An 18442-nucleotide genomic window follows, 5' to 3' on the forward strand; every position below is an offset into this window, starting at 1 on the left:
TCTATTGGAGCACGTCAATATAAATAAACACACCCGATAAATATAAATTCACCGGTAACTTGAAAGAGAAATCAGATATTCTGTTTAAATCGTTGAGGCACAAACTCACTTCAGCGATTTCAACTTAAGCGCCACTCAAGCGCCACTCAAGCGCTGGTCGATAAGTGACTTTCGCCCCGCGGTTATAGATACTCTCTGTTTCACTTATTTTTCTGCATATGAATAAGGCGATTAATATCAGCTTTAGGATAAAAAAGTTCAATCACTTCTATCAATTGTGAGCACGGTAATAAGTTGTCTATCCGTGATAGGAAAACCTCTTTATAGGGCTATCAGCGCTTGCTTTAGCTGACTACTGGCAATAATTAACTGTTGGCTCACGAGCAGTAGAAAATGTAACTTAACATGCAGTCATGATCTCACGTTAGGAACTTATTCGGATCTTCCCTAGTATCAATTGAATAACATTTTTATGCTGTTTCTAATTATTTCATCGATCTCGGGACATTCATTGAGACAGGTAACGTTAATCTATATTAGGATAACCTATTGTCAGCAAGTGTTTTTCAACAGTTTCTTGATAGAACTCTGCAAAAAAATCGTAAAGTCATTTTATCGTTGTACGCCCAATGAGTTGAATGGAAGCATTGACTTGTTCCAGCAGCAATTATCCGTGACAAGGAACAGGTGGCCGAAAACTTTTTTGATCTCTACTACATACCAAATTCGAAAGCTAGGTTACGTTTCATTACCCTATTTTTATTCTCTTGCTAAGTCGCAGTCTCTCTTTTCAGGAGTGATATTAAGGCTAAGGTTACAGTAACTTAAGCCTGCCAAAGATTACGGACCAATAGTTTCATTTTTAAAAGTCAACAAAAACGATATGTCTTCTTCGGCAGTTTTGGTTACAGAAACTTCTGCACATACAGCGTCGCACAATGCATCTACTATAGAAAGACCTAGCCCAAAGTTATCTTCAGATGTTCTAGAAGCATCTTTTTGCCAAAGCGGTTCAAACATATGCTTTAGATCATCCTCATTAACCTCTGTCCCCACCTTATTTGTCACTCTGAGGTAAACATTACTAGAACTATTTACACCTAAGTTCACAAGTATTTCTGTATCAGTTTTTCCGTGTTCTATAGCGTTATCTATCAGATTACTTATTATCGATTCTACTGCAACGCGATTGCTCTTGACGCTTAACTGAAAATTGGAGCTAATCTCTACCTTAACATTTCTTGCTTCTTTTATCTGAATAAGTTGAGTTACTAATTTGTGGATATCTATCTCATCAGTTAGCTCTAGGGTCTTAAAACTATATTTTTGGATTAACATAAGGCCAGAAATAATATTTTTCATTCTTGTGCCTATTTGCAAAACACGTGGCTTAAAATCTTTTTCTAATCTTATTTCTCCTGGAAACTTAATTGCTACTTCAGTCATATTTATTAATTCAGAGACTGGTGTTTTTAGCTCGTGTGCGATATCCGAAGTCAACCTCTTCTCACGCAGGTAAAGCGAATAATTATCTTCAATAAAGTGATTCAAACTTTGGGTAATGGGTTCCAATTCCTCGACATTATTTTGAAAAGCTTCGTGTTTTTGCCTAGTGGTAAATCGTAGTCCTTTTATCTTGGCATTTAAGGCATCCAAGGGTGCCAGAGCATAAGCCACAGTGTTACGCACTGTAAATCGAACAACTAGCGGCACGATAATTAATGCAAATAGAAAAGCACCATCGATAAACCACAACGTGAAATTTAACAATTCTGTAGATGTTGCGTACGCGATAACCATTGACGGGCGAGTATCGTTACCCTTATCCATGACGCGATAAAATCCAGCTCTGTCTTCAGAATCAATCTGAGGTATATATCGAGTGTAAATTACCCGACCCGTACGGCCATCGGGCAGAGTAATATCCTGGAAAGAATATTCATCCAGGCCAATGCTGCTGTAAGGCAATTCATTGATGGTATAAAGCGCCAGAGTATCTGATTTTTCAAACGTTGAGTCTTTGTACCAAAGTTGAAAATACTCGGGGGAAGATGTCCCTTCAAACTCAGGCAAATACTCACCTGCAAATTCGAACTCCACACCCTCGACATCTTCATTTACCAAGCTCTGAAGCATACCTACTTTTGCCTTCATAGCCTGGTTGAATTCTTGTTCGATCCAGGAATCGACGCCAATATCTGCTGCAAGTAAAACGGCAATGACTAACAGTGAAATAATAATAGAAAGTCTTCGTGTTAATGTTTTACGTATTGATTTCATTAGCTTCTACAACTCTGTAACCAAAACCACGTTTACTTTTAATGGGTAGAGACGCGCCGCTTTCTCTTACTTTTTTCCTTGCTGAGGAAAGGTGAGCTTCAATAGCATTTTTTGAGATATGGTCATAGCTTCCAGAAATAAATTCACTCAGCATTTCTGAGGTAACTATCTTGTGTCTATTGAGGAAAATACATTCAACAATTTTGTACTCATTCGGGGTCAGGTTGATAATGCCATTATTGTATGAAAGCGTTTTAAACTGGATATTGAGTGTCAAACTGTTGATAGTAACCTGGTCATTGAGACAATTTGCCGCACCTCTCCTCATCAAGCTAAGTAGTCTAGCAGTCAATTCGTCAAACGAGAACGGCTTAGAAAGGTAGTCGTCAGCACCTGCCAATAGCCCCGCTACCTTGTCTTCAGACTCAGATCGCGCAGATAAGATGATAACCTTTGTTTCTAAATGTCTTTTTCGTAACGTTTTAAGAATAGTCATACCGTCCAACTCAGGTAGCATCATATCAAGGATGATTATTTCGTAGCTACCAAGCAACGCCATACTCAATCCCTCAGAGCCAGTGCCAGCAGTATCGACTGAGTACCCCAACTTTTCTAAGCCTAAGCTCAAACTGTTCCTTAATGATAAGGAGTCTTCTATCAGAAGTATTCTCATAATTTGAACGTCAATTTTAAAGTTATTTCAGTATACCTTCTCATCCTTAGGATTTACTGAAGAAGCTATTGAACTGGTGCTTATAGTTAACCTACGCAAAAGTGGTTCTTTTAGCATAAACTGATTGATTTCCTTCAGTAGCTCTTAATTTATCTCGTTATTATGTTCATATTAATAACAGTTTTGTGACTGACGATGAAGACCGATTCTTATCAGCCCTGCTACTTAGCGAGTGCTCAATAACCTCTACAGAAATTTCTGCCCCCAAATTGTAAGAGTGACAAAGCTGTTATTTTTGACACCGATGAAACACTGATGCTCAGTAACACCTGCATTTTTTCTGAAAGAGAAAGTGCGTCTGAACTTGTTCAAGCATACACTGATAACGGCTCCAGAGTTATCTATCTGACTGCGCGAAGTATATACTTCCAGTGCAACATTTCATTTTTTTATCCCGTTACCATTTCCCAGACGGAAATATTCAGGTAGCGAATGCTACGGCTGAGCGAAAAAACTTTAAAACATTAAACTAAATATTCTAAAGCGTTACACGGAGTCTGGCTGGACACTTTTTGCTGCATTTGGCGATTCAAGCACTGACTTTGCTGCTTATTTGGCCGCAGGCGTTACTCAGGACAAAATATTTGCAATAACAAGACAAGGTGATCGTAAGTGCAAACCAGGGCCGTGGCAAAAGTGCTACGATAACTGGTCGAAACACATTCCTATAGCGTGTTTTCCTTAACCCACCTCTTTCTTCCTTCCTGAGCGATTAAAACATTATTACTTCAATTAAATGACTCTTCATAAGCGTATCTTAAGTTTTGTTTGTTAACGTTTTCCTGTCGAAAATAGAATTTGCTTGATCTTGAGGCTTTGACAGAGGGCTACGTGCGAATTTCAGTTGTAATACCAGCGAAAAACGAAGAAAAAAATTTAAAACCCTTAATTGAGGAAATTTATAGAGCGTTAACAGGTGTAGCCAACTTCGAAGTCATCTATGTTGATGATGGAAGTACGGATAATACATTTGAGAATCTGCTTTATCTGAAAGCGAGTGGCTTTGAAAGAGTTAACGTACTACGGCACAAGCACTCGGTGGGACAAAGTACAGCTATTTGGACAGGGGTGAGCCATGCTGATGGAGAACTTGTAGTTACACTTGATGCGGATGGGCAGAATGATCCCTCTGATATACCAAACCTCCTGACTATGGCCTCTCAATTTCCGTTAGGGAGTCACTTTTGCATTGCTGGTCATCGTAAAGACAGAAAGGATACAGCTTGGAAAAGATTTCAGTCAAAACTAGCAAATTCTGTAAGAAGTAAATTTCTTAATGATGATACACCTGACACCGGATGTGGGTTAAAGGTCTTTCCAAAACAAACATTCCTCGATTTACCCTATTTTGATCATATGCATCGTTTTCTGCCAGCACTGATCCGACGACAAGGTGGGATCATTAAAGTTGTTGAAGTGAATCACAGAGACAGGCAATTCGGAAAATCAAAATATAATATGTTAGGGCGGCTTGGGGTTGGACTAATTGATATGGCAGGAGTTTATTGGCTTCAGAAACGTAATAAACTTAATGATGTCATCTTAGAAAATGAAGAGAGTATCTAATTGAATTCCAGTCTCCTTCGTTTCTTCATTCTGGTACTTGCCATTCTGTTTTTTAGTCATTTGATTTCGCTCTCCCCCTCATTTGACGCATTTAATCAGGAGTGGATAGACAATCATACCCGTGATAATGGAGTGACAGGGATAGCCAAATTTTTAGCCGTCTCAGTATTTTTACTTACTATCGGACTTCCACGCCAGTTAGTCGCATTTATGGGGGGGTATGCCTTTGGATTTGCTGAAGGTGTCATCTATTCAACATTAGCAGCTACGCTCAGCTGTGCAACAGTTATGGCAGTGTCCCGGTATTTCGCTAGACCGATTATTATTCAACACTTTGAAATGCGAGTGCGCAAGTTAGACCACTTTCTACTTCGCTCTCCCTTTCTTAAGTCCGTTATCATTAGACTGTTGCCAATAGGGAATAATCTACTCACAAACATTTTTGCTGGCGTTTCAAAGATTCCACGACGCTCTTTTATTTTTGGGTCTACTATTGGCTACATCCCTCAAATGGCGGTTTTTGCATTAATGGGTAAGGGTGTATTAGTCAACTCTGAACTTAAAATAATCATAAGCGCCCTATTATTTGGGATTTCCAGCTTGCTAAGCGCATATCTTTTTAAGGTTTATCATCGTCAACATAATGACGATAAAACTCTTCGTTCTCTCACAAAAAGCAGCAAATGTAGCAATGAATCAGACGAGCCTAGCCATTAAACATAAGAACAAGCACCCAAATTATACTTTCTGGCTTTTTGTACTGGCTAGCGTGTTGATATTTATCGGGCTTGGGTTAAGAGATCCCTGGCCTGCTGACGAACCTCGTTTTGCACAAGTTGCAAAAGAAATGGTTGAAACAGGTCAGTGGTTCTTTCCAGCCAGAGCGGGAGAGTTTTATCCTGATAAACCACCTGTGTTTATGTGGTCTATCGCTTTTTTCTTTGCGCTATTCGGGTCAATTAAGATTGCCTTTCTGCTCCCATCTGCTTTATGCAGCCTACTCACACTTTTTTTGGTGTATGACATCTCAAAACGACTGTGGAGTACAAAAGAGGCGCTGATCGCAACGTCACTTCTTTTATTGAGTTTTCAATTTTTGCTTCAAGCCAAGTCTGCACAGATAGACGCAATGGTCTGCTGCTGGATAACAATCGGATGCTATGGTCTTTTGCGCTTTTTCTTAGTTGAAAGGCGATGGCGTTGGTATTACCTCGCCTTTTTCTTCATGGGAATTGGCGTCATCACAAAAGGGGTCGGATTTTTACCAGTCCTGATGCTGATACCATACTTGATACATCGACACTTTTGGCCTCAGCGGGACATAGCTAAGAAGCAAACTAAAAAGTCCGTATTACCGTGGATAATGGGTGCAGTGGTGATGTTACTGGCTATATCACTATGGTTTATACCTATGTTGATATTGGTCGAAAATAGCCACAACACATCACTTGCTCTATATAGAGATAATATTCTTTTCAGGCAAACGGTCACTCGATATGCTGATTCCTGGCATCACATAAAGCCGTTCTGGTATTACCTCGTAGAGGTTATTCCATTATTCTGGTTGCCAATTAGCATCGCTCTCCCATGGCTCATCCCATGTTGGTATCGCGCAATCAAAAAAGGTGATGCCCGCATATACTTACCATTGGTTTGGATTGTACTTGTTCTGCTTTTCTTCAGTGTAAGTCCTGGTAAACGGGGGGTGTACATCTTACCCGCATTGCCGATGCTGGCACTGATCTCTGCGCCTTACTTTGATTCAGTTGTTAATAAGAAAGTATTTTCCTGGCTTTTGTGGGGCGTTGTATTTTTACTATCAGTAGGCTTATTGGGGTTTGGTTTTTCCGGCATAGTAAAAGCATCATTCGCCCTAAAGTTAGAAGAAAAGTTCGGGCTTTCTCCGTGGATGTTTTTTTTAGTAACGGGGGGACTGACGTGTCTGGTTACGGTGATCACTACTAGAGGGAAGCACTGGAAAGTCTGGCCCTATTTCTTGTGTACTCTTTGGGGCATGTACGCTACTTGGGGTTACACTTTACTTGAAGATGTAAAAACCCCTAAAAGCGTATTTGCAAATATTGAAAAAGAAATTGGTAAACATGATGCAACTATTGCACTTGTTGATTTTTCTGAACAGTTCATTCTCTTCTCGCCTTATCCCATCACTCATTTTGGGTATCATACCCCTGTTGATCAGCAATTGTCTGCCGCCTACCAGTGGCTGGATAAGACTGAAAAGGGAAGATACATCCTCGTCGATGAAAAACATGTACGCAATAGTTGTTTTAAAAAAGAAATGGCAACGTCTGTAGGGTATGCACATCGCGCCCACTGGGTACTATTATCGCACGAGGCATTAACCGAAAAGTGTCCGCTTACGAAAACTGCGACTGAGATCTTTAGTTATATCCCAGATAGGCCCGTTACGTGAGGTACATGTTTTCATACAATTAAAAAATAATGCGAGAATTTTCATTCTACAGTTTTTCTTAAGCGTTATTTAAGTTTAGACAGGTAACTTATGTGCTAAGAAGTACACGAGAACCTTATTGTGAAATTTCCAAGAACACTAAATTTCAATCCTACATCAGCTCAGTTCATTTTACTTTCTTCATTGTTTATCGCAGCAATATTTAACATACCATTTTTGTCCGCTGTTTATGAAGTTGTAGCCCCTGTAACATTGAATGAGTGGGTGTTTTTTCTCTCTGTACCGCTCTTGCTAACCTTTTTTAATATTATTTTTCTAAGTCTTTTTGGTGCCCTATTTTTGCCGCGCACCACCGTTGCAATTGCTTTCGTTGTAAGTTCTATTCTACTTTACGGCACCTTGGCCTATGGTGTCATTTTCGATAAGAGCATGATACAGAATGTAATGGAAACAAATTCTGGTGAAGCCTTTTCTTATCTAAATTCAACACTTTTTTTATTCTTCTCTATACTGGGATTAATCCCTGTATTTGCGATTTTTAATCTGGAAATAAATGGAAAGCTCAAGGCTCGAATCAAGCACCTTCTAGTGCTGAACTTATTAGCTTTATTGGGTATTGCAATTATAGCCACGTTCCTTTTTAAGAGCTATGCAGCTGTCGGCAGAAATAACAAAGATCTAACGAAGTATATTATTCCCTACGCCTTTTATGATTCAGGGTACAAGTACCTTCGGGACACTTACTTCTATCCGCCTTTACCCTACAAAGTATTAGACAAGCGTCCCTACTTAAAAGGTAACGCTAATATACACCCATCTATTACAGTGTTAGTGGTTGGCGAAACAGCCAGAGCGGACAAGTTTTCAAGCAACAGCTATTCGAGGCGTACTTCGCCTAATATCCAGAACGCAGGTGCAATCAGTTTTAGCAAGGTGACATCTTGCGGTACTGCTACCGCAGTCTCCGTGCCATGTATGTTCTCAAGACTCTCTCGAGAAAATTATGATTCGCGTATTGCAGACAGTCAGGACAATGTTTTAGACATCATTCATCGTGCAGGAGTTGACGTGACTTGGATTGACAACAACAGTAGCTGTAAAGGCGTATGCAAGAGGGTAAAGACCCTAGACTTTGATCCGTCCAGAGATCCCAAGTTTTGCGATGGAGATTATTGTTATGATGAGGTACTTGTTGACCTTTTAAGAGAAACTCTTTCAAGGCCATCTAAAGAACATAGAGTGATAGTCTTACATATGATTGGCTCACACGGCCCTACTTACTACCGGAGATACCCAGAGAAATTTGCTAAGTTCGTGCCTGACTGTCCCAGAAGTGATATTCAAAATTGTGAAGAGGCAGAGCTGACAAATACGTACGATAATACTATTGCATACACAGACTACGTGCTAGGCCAGATTATTGAACAGCTTTCCACTATTCCTAATTCGTCGATGCTTTATCTATCGGATCATGGTGAGTCATTGGGAGAAAAAGGGCTTTATTTACACGGTTTCCCTTATAATTTAGCGCCTGTTGAGCAAACTCATGTACCAATGGTTTATTGGGCCTCCAAGTTTAGCCAACCTGAATACAGTGATTGCGTAAAGTCGTTATCCAGTCATCCTTATTCGCATGACAACCTTTTTGACACATTACTTGGTCTTACTAATGTGCAAAGCAGCACCTACCAACCCACTCAGGATATTTTACGAAAATGCGAGTCATAGACGAAGCCACATCAAAAATGCATTTCGACCCTAAAGCCAAACCAAAGGGCATGTTGCGTATTGTATTAGCAATGAAAAACTCAGTTCGAGCTATATCATGGCTTGTTAAAAACGAGTCAGCGTTCCGGCAAGAACTTATCTTACTTATCTTAGCGGCGGGAGTGCTTGCATTTTGGTCAATTCCTTATATGGAAAAGGCGATTTTACTTTCCTCCATACTCTTCGTTTTGTTCGCTGAAATTATAAATACTGCAATTGAAGTAACTATTGACCGTATTGGAAAAGAGATTCACCCACTGTCAGGCTTAGCGAAAGATTTAGGCTCAGCGGCTGTTTTAGTGACGATCGCAATTTCATCACTGTTGTGGTTAGCTACATTGTGTAGATATTTTTGATTTGAGACTGTTGACTCACCGATGAGGTACCGCACTGACATGGGTCCAACTGTGCAAATTCATCAATGTGTATAAAAGAATAGAAAGCCAATAATTAGCGAGCTTTAATATAAGAAGTTAAAGTCTGATATAACTAAAAGGCAATACCCAACAACCTTTGGGTTCAGTTTTCAATTACTAGCCAGGAGTTGCATAGCAAATCGCAAAGCAAAATTGTCAGTTAGAAAAAGTTCTTCGCGTGCTTTTACTTTCGCTGATTTTTTTTAAGTTTAATGAAAGTGAAAGCAAAAGTCAGCGATGCCATCAGCTCAAATAGCCAAAATATAGGAATGAAGCCAAACGATTCAACCAAAAAACCATTTTCATCTATACTCGAGCCTTTTATGTTATAAGCGATTAAACACAAAATACCACTCATAAAAAATAAGAAGCTCATCTTATAGTTACTTATAAATTTCATTAATGTCTCTATATTTTATTTTCAACATCTCGTAAGAGCACGAAAGAAACGTTGATGTCGAAGGTACGTGTTCAATCTTGCCTCTTACCACTTTAGTTACGCATTATTATCTATCACACTCTCCTTACAGTTTAACAAAAAATTTAATCATGAGGGGAACAAACTAAAAAGTTCCATGAAAATCTATAGTCATGATTGTAGACAATGTGTCACAAATAAAATTTTAGCTTAGTATTAAAACTTGAATTACTGTCGACTATCATTGTTAATGAGTAATGGAATTTCATCTCACCTCCTCATTAACTGCAGAATGCTCGTCAGTAAACTCTATTTCAACTGTGCTGTAACTGAAGTCAAACATGGCCAAGCTATCATAAATATCAAGCTTCAATAACTTGTATTCTTCAACTGTCTTTAAGGCACTGCCAACGCGTATAGTAATAACATTGTGTTCTCCGTCAAGTGACCAAATTTTTAAGTCATGGATATATTCAACTCTATCAACACTCCGGAGTTCATCTAACACTTGTTTGTATAAGTTTTTCTCTGGAACACCTTGCAAAAATAATTTTAAGGTTGCTAATAAGTTTCGAATTACATTAAACAATATAAAAAGCGTAAAGCCAATCGAAAGTAGGGGGTCTAAAATTGGCCAGTCGACAAATTGCATTACTATGGCAATAATTAATACAGCAACCCAGCCTAAAACGTCCTCCAATAAATGCCAGTTCAACACTCTCTCGTTTAGGGTATTTCCTCCCTGGAGTTTATACACAGCAAAGCCGTTTACAGCGACACCTAGAATCGCAAGTAATATCATGCCTTCTGTATTTGGAACGACCGGGTCTAATACTCGAGGAATGGCTTCTGATAATACCCAGATTGAGCCAAGGATAAGTACGGCTCCGTTAATAAATGCCCCTAACAGGCTGAGTCGCTTGTACCCATATGTGAAATTTTCATCGGCCTCTCTCTCTCCTAACCTATTGAGACACCAGGCGCTTCCAATAGAAACTGAATCGCCGAGATCATGAACAGCATCTGCCATTATAGCAGTGCTGTTCGTTAGCCAGCCGCCAATAAATTCAATAATTGTGAAGCTGAAATTTAATAGAAAAGCCCACCCAATTTTGTTTGAGCTATTTGAATGATTATGAGTCATAGAGGCTCCGGTGCGCCCGGAACATACCGGGCGTAAAATTTGATTAAGAGTTGCGTTTGTTATGTGCGAGCTGATAAAGCGCAGGTAAAATAAATAATGTCAGTAAAGTTGACGATATAATTCCCCCAATGACTACAGTGGCGAGCGGTCTTTGTACTTCAGCACCTGTTCCTGTATTAAGTGCCATGGGAACAAAGCCTAAGCTGGCCACTAACGCAGTCATCAAAACAGGTCGAAGCCGGATTATGGCCCCTCGAATTACTGAAGTATAAATATCACCATTTTCCTGCCAGAGTTGTCTGATGAATGCGACCATCACTAGTCCATTCAAAACCGCGACCCCGGACAAAGCGATAAAGCCTACTCCCGCAGAAATTGAAAGAGGCATATCTCTAATCCAGAGTGCCAGTACTCCTCCAGTCAAGGCTAGTGGTACACCAGTGAAAATTATCAATGCGTCTTTAACAGACCCAAACGCCATAATGAGTATGCCAACTATTAACGCAAGCGTAACCGGAACGACTAAAGTCAGCCGTTTGCTGGCGGATTCCAGTTGTTCAAAGGTACCACCAAACTCTAACCAATATCCTTCCTTCATTTTTAAATCGGATTTAAGTCTTTTTTGTAAATCAACGACAAATCCTCCTAGGTCGGTTCCTCGAACGTTAGTCGTTACGACAACTCTGCGCTTTCCATTCTCTCGGCTGATCTGTGCAGGCGCCGGCTTTAACTCGAGAGTGGCTACCTCTTCAAGCGGTACAAAACTATTGCCGACACGAACAGGTAAGCTCTCTAATTTGTCAATATTTGTACGCAACTCTTCAGATAATCTGATTACAATTTTAAACCGACGATCGCCTTCATAGATTATGCCTGATTCCTTACCCCCTATGCTGGTTGAAACGAGTGCTTGAATGTCTGCTACGTTAAGACCGTACCTTGCGAGAGCATCTCGTTTTGGTAATATGGACAACATAGGAAGGCCGGCAACTTGCTCAACTCGGGTGTCTGAGGCACCTTGTATCGACTCAGCGATCTCAGCAACCTTATTTGCAGAATCCAACAATTGCTCTAAGTCATCACCGAAAACCTTGACTGCAACATCAGCCCTTACGCCGGAAATCAATTCATTAAATCTCATTTGAATTGGTTGGGTAAATTCATAGTTATTACCGGGAAGCTTTGAGGCGACTGATTCAATTTCAGCCACTAGATCCGATTTAGATTTAGCTGGATCAGGCCATTCTGAGCGAGGTTTAAGTATTACAAAACTATCGGCTACATTAGGAGGCATTGGGTCTGTAGCGACTTCTGGTGTACCTATTTTCGCAAAGACTACCGCTACCTCTGGAATTTCTAACAGCGCATCTTCAAGTAATTCTTGCATTTGAATTGATTGGTTTAGACCGGTACCCGTTATGCGTAAAGCCTGTAAAGCGACATCACCTTCATCCAGTTGAGGAATAAATTCAGACCCAAGTGTTGTTGCCAACCATCCGCAGAAGACAACAAACGCTAGTGCAGCCCCAAGAGCAGCAGCTTTAAATTTAAGAATAGCCCTAAGTGCTGGTTCGTAAGCCAGTTTCACCCAACGTATTAAAAAACTCTCCTTTTCACTGATTTTTCCCCCCATGAAAATTGCGATCGCTGCAGGCACTACCGTCAGTGACAAAATCATTGCCGCAATAAGAGCGATAACAACAGTTATTGCCATGGGATGAAACATCTTTCCCTCTACGCCTGTTAAAGTAAAAATAGGCAGATAAACAGCGGTTATGATCCCGACTCCAAATAAGCTGGGCCTGATTACTTCAATCGTTGCTATTTTCACTTCTTCTAGACGTTCCTTGAGTTGAAGAAGTCTGCCGTGATGCTGTTGCGCTTCAGATAAGCGCCTAATACAGTTTTCAACAATGATGACAGCGCCATCGACAATCAGACCAAAATCTAAAGCCCCCAAACTCATCAGATTTGCCGAAACACCTCTCTGGACCATTCCAGTGATTGTCATCATCATAGCAATAGGTATGATCGCAGCCGTAATAAGAGCCGCTCGAATATTGCCTAGTAGTAAAAATAATATGACAATTACGAGTAATGCTCCTTCCAGCAGGTTCTTCTGCACAGTGTTTATCGCTTTGTCGACCAGTGTAGTTCGATCATAGGCGGGTTCAGTAACTACCCAGCTTGGTAACGATCTTTGAATTTCAGTTAATTTACTGGCAGTTAAAGCTGCAACTTCCCTTGAGTTTTCTCCCAGCAACATCATGACCGTTCCCATCACTGTCTCTTTACCATTTCTTGTAGCGGCACCGGTCCTCAGCTGCTTACCCAAGCCTACAGTTCCAATATCTTTTATTAGAACAGGAACAGATCCTTTTTTTCCTACTACGACATTTTCGATATCCTTTATCCCTGTCAATTGACCTGGAGAGCGAACAAGAAGTTGCTCGCCATTTTTCTCAATATAGCCTGCTCCAGCATTATCATTGTTTAAATATAGTGCTTCAGAAATGTCTTTAAGCGAGACTCCCATCTCCAGCATTTTTACAGGGTCGGGATTGACGTGATATTGCTTGTCATAACCTCCAATAGTGTTTACTTCTACTACTCCCGGAACCTGGGCTAACTGTGGTCGAATGATCCAATCTTGTACCTCTCTTAAAGCCATAGGTGTGACCGGCGAGCCATCGGGTAACGTTGCTCCATCTTTCCCTTCCAGTGTATATACGAAAATTTCGCCAAGCCCTGTTGCGATTGGCCCCATTTCTGGCTCAAGGCCATCAGGTAAAACACTTTTAAGGTTAGCAAGTCTTTCGTCGATTAAATTTCGGGCAAAAAAGATATCCGTTCCTTCTTCGAAAATAACTGTAATCTGTGAAAGACCATACCTCGATATAGAACGTGTATAGGATAAGTTAGGCAAGCCATATAGTGCTGTTTCGACAGGAAATGTTATTCGTTGTTCAGCTTCTAATGGTGAGTACCCCGGAGCTTTGGTGTTAATCTGAACCTGTACATTTGTAATATCTGGTACAGCATCAATAGGTAATCGCTGGTAGCTCCAAACGCCGATCCCAATTAAGATTAGTGCAAGAACAAGAAACAAAAAGCGTCTTTCTACTGAAAGACGAATAATATTATCAATCATTTATCGTCTCCAGGATTAGTGAGCGTGAGAGGCACCGGATTTTTCAAGATCCGCTTTTATCAGAAAGCTATTTTTTGATACGTAAATTTGACCAGCGATTAAGCCACGCTTTACTTCAGTGAAGTTGTCATCTTTTATACCCAGCTCGACAGGGACAGCTTGAAACGTGTTACCATCGTTTAAAAATACAACTGAGTTACCATCCATTGATTGGATAGCTTCATTCTCAACGCGAAGCGAAACATCGACTTTCTGAGCATCAACTACACCTGTAACCATATCGCCGGGGGAGAATTCTCCTTCGGTATTAGTGATTTCAACAATTGCGATCTGATAAGGTTCAAGTGAACCTGACGGAATGAGAAATTTGACCTTTGCATCTTGCTGTCGGGAACCTTTTTTTATGTGGATATAAGAGCCCTGCTTTATTGTATCCCGCTTGGATGGAAATACTTTCAATTCTGCCCAAAGCGTTTCAGCGTCGACTATTTTATAAAGCGTTTCACTGGTAACCAACTGCCCAACATTAACATTTCGACTTACTACCGTACCCGAAATTGGCGCTTTCACGATGTAGGTTTGTAAGCTGTCATTTGATTGAATTTTTGCAATTACATCGCCAGCCTTCACGCTGTCACCAACATCCGAAGCGAGAGTTTCTACAACTCCCGAGAACCGCGCATTAACTTCAGCCTTGTTCTTGGGTGGAATTACAAGAGTACCCAACAATTCGATATGTCTTTCAATGGTCCCACTCTGAACTTCGGAGGTTGCTAATTGAAACTTTTCAGTTAATGCTCTTGAGATCTGTGTTCTTCCCTCGAAGTTTTCCCACTCCCAGGAATACTTTCGTCTTTTGTCAGTCAGATAAATAGTAGCCCTAAAAGAATGAGGTTCAGACAGAGCTTTTATTGACCGCAAAACCCCCTCTGAAGTTTGAAACTCAAATTTTTCTGAGCTTGAACCTAACTTCTGTAGCTCTATAGAAAAGGAATCAGGGATAAATGGCTTCCCATCTTCAAAAGTCGAGGCAATAATTACAGAGCCCTCGGGGCTTTCATCGATACTTACTTCTATTTTGATGTTACCTTTCTGGAATATATTTTGGTTGTCATTTGAATTGGTGACATCTTCACTTGCGGTCGCGATAGATGTCACAGTGCCGATAAGAAATAAAAATAAAATTTGCTTTAGCATAATTAATCCTGGAGATTGAAAGTGAATGATTTCAGAGATTGCCCTGTCCATTGTTCGATAAGTGCTTCATTGAGCAGGGTGGCTTCGCGATAGTTGACGAGACTCCGTTGAGATTGGAGAAGTGCATCACGTGAAGCAAACCATTCTTGATAAGTGTAAATTCCCTTTTGATAGCCCTCCTTGGTCAGCTCCAATGCTCTTTTCAAATCTGGCATTACTTCTTTTTCCAGGTGCAATGCTGCCTGTGAACTAAAATTTATGCTTTTCGTTGCTTTAAATAGAATCGCTTTTACATCGAGATACTTGGTGTCTCGCTCTAATAACTCCGCCTCCTTACTAGCAATTGCAGATTTGACTGCACCCGAATTCCTCTTCTCAGCAAATAGTGGAATTGAGGCACCAAAAACTAACGATGTATCTTGAGCTCCCTGATTCCTTCTAACACCAACAGACCAAGATAGGTCTGCGGTATTATCAGACTTAGCCAACTGAATTTCAGCGTCCTTCAGGTCAAGTGACTTAATTAGTAAATCCGCATTCGATGATGATAAGAATTGGTTAAAAAGTGTCTCGTAGGAATAATTTTTAGCGGGTGAATTTAAAGAACCAGTAAGCGTGATATCCTCATAATTGCCCTGCCAGAATAGTGTGAGAGATTGCAGGGCTATCTCTTTATTCACCTTTGCTGTCGCAAGTTCTAATTTCGCTTGATTTAAAGCCGATTTAGCTCTGAACAATTCAGCATCATTCGTTGCACCACTTTTTATTCTATTAGTGATCACAGTAAGAGCATCTTCAGCTAAGCTCACACTTCGCTCAGCTATTTGCAGACGCTCCTGTTGTGCCAGAACGCGAATATACTGCTGAGTGAGCCCACCAAGTAGTGAGAGAGACATTGAATACTGCTCTGAATCTAAAAGGGCAGCTCTGGCATCCACAACCAGTGTTCTTGCACTCTTCTTTCCACCAAGTTCATACACTGAAGATAGAGAGATGGTTGCTTCTGCTGCTTGAACTCCCGAAGTAGAACTTGTGCCCATCACATTTTCTAGATTAGCACCTACGGTGTAAGCTGGAGAAAGCAAAGCTTGTTGGCGATCTCCCTCAAGAGCTCTAGTAAGAGGTCTGAATTTCAACAAGCTTGGATGACGGTTGAGAGTAAGTTGAACTGCATCATCTAAAGTTACTTGTTCTGCCAATGCATTGGCTTGAGATAGCATCAATGCACTAGTCAATATTCCGGCGCGCGTAAGTTTGCGCACAGGAAACTGTGAAATTTTCATGATATATAATCCTAGTCAGTTGAAAAAACGAAAAACGACAGGGATTAAATTCTTGGAGGACGCTCTATTTGGTTAATGAAACGATTAGGTGTAGCTTCACTATAAACTGAGACTAAATTGGGAGATTTTTTTAGAAACGAGCTTTCAATATCAAAGTAAAAAGCTATGTGTGTAAAATGACCATGACAAGAACAACAATGGTCACAATCACTTCCCGTATCTAAATCGTAAGCATCGGACAGTTCGATTAATGTATTTTCAGTACATAATTCATTGCTAAACAAGTGGTCTTGTTCAATAGAAAACGCGTCAGTCACAATCAACAAAAATTGTGCGCACAACAAAAAAGCGGCTAAGACCACTTTTAGATTTTTGCTAATGCGGTAATTCGTTTTCAACACAAGATTCCTCTATTGGCAATTCATGTTCTCTTAAAATATGATTGTAGTCAATGCCTAAATGGTCAGCTTTCTGATTCACAAGAGGAACTCTGTATTAAAAAGCCATGTATTTCAATTAAGTTGCTAAATCTTGTCAGAAAAACAGAAATCTACTGCAAAGCCTGCTCATACATAATCCGGCAATGTAAAATAAGTACACCGAAGGAATAGGAGAATACAACATGCAATTTCAATAAGCCTGTCACAATTATTGCGTCTCGCTCGTACCAAAACCTGTAATACCCCCTACAACAAGTGTAAAAGCAAGTCCAATACTGAAAGATAAAATCACCGTTGACCCAAGAGGTAGCTTTTCCAATTGCTATCTGATCTCCTTACAGTGAGCGCATCAATGAACAACAAAGTAAATATTATCTGGCTCATGCCATAACCGTGATGCTATGCTTATGAGCATGAAGTTGGTTCGCATCGCTTCTTTGAGTTCACCAAATCATCTAAGGCTCCATTTTCGAATAAACGGTACAATAGACTAGTAGAAAGGCATATCGGAAACTCGATATCGCTAGATACCTTACTGTAACTTTTTGGCTAAAAACGTTGTCGCTTCGCGTAAAAATACCGGTCATTTTTTGACCTTGGCAAGTTCATGTTTTAATCTGCTATCCCCGCGTCACAACGGGGATCACTGCTCTTACGTGTTTTATCTTTAGATTGCGCAGTATGATGTTTTCAGCAGTTCGGTAGACTAAGAAAAATACTAATATCTAAAGCAATCTGACGACCAATAATATCAGGTTTCTAGCAGAGTAATACCGCTTCGAGTATGAATTCTGAAGTATACTTTGTTTGTTAACAACCACTCATTTCTGGCATAGTAAGCTTCTTTAGGGGAGGTTTCCTAAAAATCTGAAGAGGATCCACAGATGACTGAAATCTATGAAGGGGCACTATAATAATTGTGATAATTCTCTTTCTGCTCTAGAACCGTAGCAGAGTTACTTTCATGTTAAATAGTTCATGTTAATGCTTATTAACGTTACCTATTCGAGTAAAGATAAGAAGTTAGCTTTCCGCTTTTGACTACAACAGGACACAATCCACTATTAGATACTGGAGATTACTTGTTATTGGTAAATTAGTATTTAAAATACTAAATCAAGAGTAAGTAAGTCTTCGAAGATTAGCGTTCAGCTATTTGGGTTTATTATTAAACTCATCAAGGAATTTGCTACTGTTATTTGTTCTTCTTCCAACCACCTCTGATCAATCTTATGCACTCTCAATCTTTTTCTGCTTTTTATTAGCTCGCTACGAATACTTTTCCACATAATTTTTACACTTTCCTGTCGCTTGTCAGTAAGCAATTCTTGTAACATCTCGTTATTCAGTAAGTGAAAATGTCTAGGCGATATAATCCTGACTGGCTTCAACCTTGAAGGAAACTCTGGCATTTGTTTTACATCTAGATCGTGCCTCTCTTTATATAAAAGGTGACGCACCTCAATACGCGTAGTGACAGCCAAACTATCGATTACTGTTTTAACTTCTGGATAACACTTACTTTCTTTGAGTAGTTTTTCATACACGATGCAGTGACTAGCGTTAGACTTGCTACCTAGATAAGTAGTTTCTTGACGTGCTCCAATAGATTC

Annotated in this window: 14 protein-coding genes; 5 read left to right on the plus strand and 9 right to left on the minus strand. The window is 40.1% G+C overall.

Annotated elements, in window-relative coordinates; all coding sequences use genetic code 11:
• Positions 1 to 840 precede the first annotated feature (840 nt).
• Positions 841 to 2280, minus strand: coding sequence for a sensor histidine kinase (locus tag C7Y69_RS20950; RefSeq protein ID WP_069945568.1), 1440 nt, complete (start codon positions 2278 to 2280; stop codon positions 841 to 843).
• Complete coding sequence (locus tag C7Y69_RS20955; protein ID WP_023559489.1) at positions 2264 to 2953, minus strand: response regulator transcription factor; 690 nt, start codon at positions 2951 to 2953, stop codon at positions 2264 to 2266. The genes C7Y69_RS20950 and C7Y69_RS20955 overlap by 17 nt, the downstream gene beginning before the upstream one ends.
• An 891-nt stretch (positions 2954 to 3844) precedes the next feature.
• Between C7Y69_RS20955 and C7Y69_RS20960 the strand changes: the two genes are divergently transcribed.
• The 5 genes from C7Y69_RS20960 (at position 3845) to C7Y69_RS20980 (ending at position 9136) form a co-directional block, all read left to right on the plus strand.
• Entirely contained in the window at positions 3845 to 4579 is a 735-nt protein-coding gene (locus tag C7Y69_RS20960; protein WP_012516896.1) for a glycosyltransferase family 2 protein, read from the plus strand.
• Positions 4580 to 5296: a TVP38/TMEM64 family protein gene (locus C7Y69_RS20965; RefSeq protein ID WP_012516895.1), complete on the plus strand. Its 717-nt coding sequence runs from the start codon at positions 4580 to 4582 to the stop codon at positions 5294 to 5296.
• Positions 5271 to 7013, plus strand: coding sequence for an ArnT family glycosyltransferase (locus C7Y69_RS20970; RefSeq protein WP_012516894.1), 1743 nt, complete (start codon positions 5271 to 5273; stop codon positions 7011 to 7013). Before C7Y69_RS20965 ends, C7Y69_RS20970 begins: the two co-directional genes overlap by 26 nt.
• A gap of 120 nt (positions 7014 to 7133) precedes the next feature.
• The gene (locus C7Y69_RS20975; RefSeq protein WP_014978034.1) at positions 7134 to 8741 is read left to right on the plus strand and encodes a phosphoethanolamine transferase; all 1608 of its coding nucleotides are present in this window, start codon (positions 7134 to 7136) and stop codon (positions 8739 to 8741) included.
• Complete coding sequence (locus C7Y69_RS20980; protein ID WP_024015552.1) at positions 8729 to 9136, plus strand: diacylglycerol kinase; 408 nt, start codon at positions 8729 to 8731, stop codon at positions 9134 to 9136. Before C7Y69_RS20975 ends, C7Y69_RS20980 begins: the two co-directional genes overlap by 13 nt.
• 244 nt (positions 9137 to 9380) lie before the next feature.
• On the opposite strand, the gene C7Y69_RS20985 is transcribed toward C7Y69_RS20980, so the two are convergent.
• From C7Y69_RS20985 to C7Y69_RS21735, 7 genes are all read right to left on the minus strand, one after another.
• On the minus strand, positions 9381 to 9596 hold the full coding sequence (locus C7Y69_RS20985; RefSeq protein ID WP_126874063.1) for a DUF3955 domain-containing protein: 216 nt from the start codon (positions 9594 to 9596) through the stop codon (positions 9381 to 9383).
• 283 nt (positions 9597 to 9879) lie between these two features.
• Positions 9880 to 10758: a cation diffusion facilitator family transporter gene (locus tag C7Y69_RS20990; protein WP_012516887.1), complete on the minus strand. Its 879-nt coding sequence runs from the start codon at positions 10756 to 10758 to the stop codon at positions 9880 to 9882.
• Between the two features lie 43 nt (positions 10759 to 10801).
• On the minus strand, positions 10802 to 13909 hold the full coding sequence (locus C7Y69_RS20995; protein ID WP_044445997.1) for an efflux RND transporter permease subunit: 3108 nt from the start codon (positions 13907 to 13909) through the stop codon (positions 10802 to 10804).
• A 15-nt stretch (positions 13910 to 13924) separates the two neighbouring features.
• On the minus strand, positions 13925 to 15106 hold the full coding sequence (locus C7Y69_RS21000; RefSeq protein ID WP_012516885.1) for an efflux RND transporter periplasmic adaptor subunit: 1182 nt from the start codon (positions 15104 to 15106) through the stop codon (positions 13925 to 13927).
• A 2-nt stretch (positions 15107 to 15108) separates the two neighbouring features.
• The gene (locus tag C7Y69_RS21005) at positions 15109 to 16389 is read right to left on the minus strand and encodes a TolC family protein (RefSeq protein ID WP_126874064.1); all 1281 of its coding nucleotides are present in this window, start codon (positions 16387 to 16389) and stop codon (positions 15109 to 15111) included.
• Between the two features lie 44 nt (positions 16390 to 16433).
• On the minus strand, positions 16434 to 16790 hold the full coding sequence (locus tag C7Y69_RS21010; RefSeq protein ID WP_023559486.1) for a hypothetical protein: 357 nt from the start codon (positions 16788 to 16790) through the stop codon (positions 16434 to 16436).
• Between the two features lie 1187 nt (positions 16791 to 17977).
• Positions 17978 to 18442 (minus strand): hypothetical protein (locus C7Y69_RS21735; protein WP_221885338.1); only part of this gene is annotated, 465 nt, incomplete at its 5' end.

The sequence above is a fragment of the Alteromonas sp. KS69 genome, from assembly GCF_003989595.1.
In the GTDB taxonomy this organism is placed as follows: domain Bacteria; phylum Pseudomonadota; class Gammaproteobacteria; order Enterobacterales; family Alteromonadaceae; genus Alteromonas; species Alteromonas naphthalenivorans.

Excerpts from the sequence above, each read along its gene's own strand:
- C7Y69_RS21005 (WP_126874064.1), bottom strand. The coding sequence starts at position 16,389 with ATGAAAATTTCACAGTTTCCTGTGCGCAAACTTACGCGCGCCGGAATA.
- C7Y69_RS20990 (WP_012516887.1), bottom strand. The coding sequence starts at position 10,758 with ATGACTCATAATCATTCAAATAGCTCAAACAAAATTGGGTGGGCTTTT.
- C7Y69_RS20985 (WP_126874063.1), bottom strand. The coding sequence starts at position 9,596 with ATGAAATTTATAAGTAACTATAAGATGAGCTTCTTATTTTTTATGAGT.
- C7Y69_RS20950 (WP_069945568.1), bottom strand. The coding sequence starts at position 2,280 with ATGAAATCAATACGTAAAACATTAACACGAAGACTTTCTATTATTATT.
- C7Y69_RS20955 (WP_023559489.1), bottom strand. The coding sequence starts at position 2,953 with ATGAGAATACTTCTGATAGAAGACTCCTTATCATTAAGGAACAGTTTG.
- C7Y69_RS20980 (WP_024015552.1), top strand. The coding sequence starts at position 8,729 with ATGCGAGTCATAGACGAAGCCACATCAAAAATGCATTTCGACCCTAAA.
- C7Y69_RS21000 (WP_012516885.1), bottom strand. The coding sequence starts at position 15,106 with ATGCTAAAGCAAATTTTATTTTTATTTCTTATCGGCACTGTGACATCT.
- C7Y69_RS20970 (WP_012516894.1), top strand. The coding sequence starts at position 5,271 with ATGAATCAGACGAGCCTAGCCATTAAACATAAGAACAAGCACCCAAAT.
- C7Y69_RS20995 (WP_044445997.1), bottom strand. The coding sequence starts at position 13,909 with ATGATTGATAATATTATTCGTCTTTCAGTAGAAAGACGCTTTTTGTTT.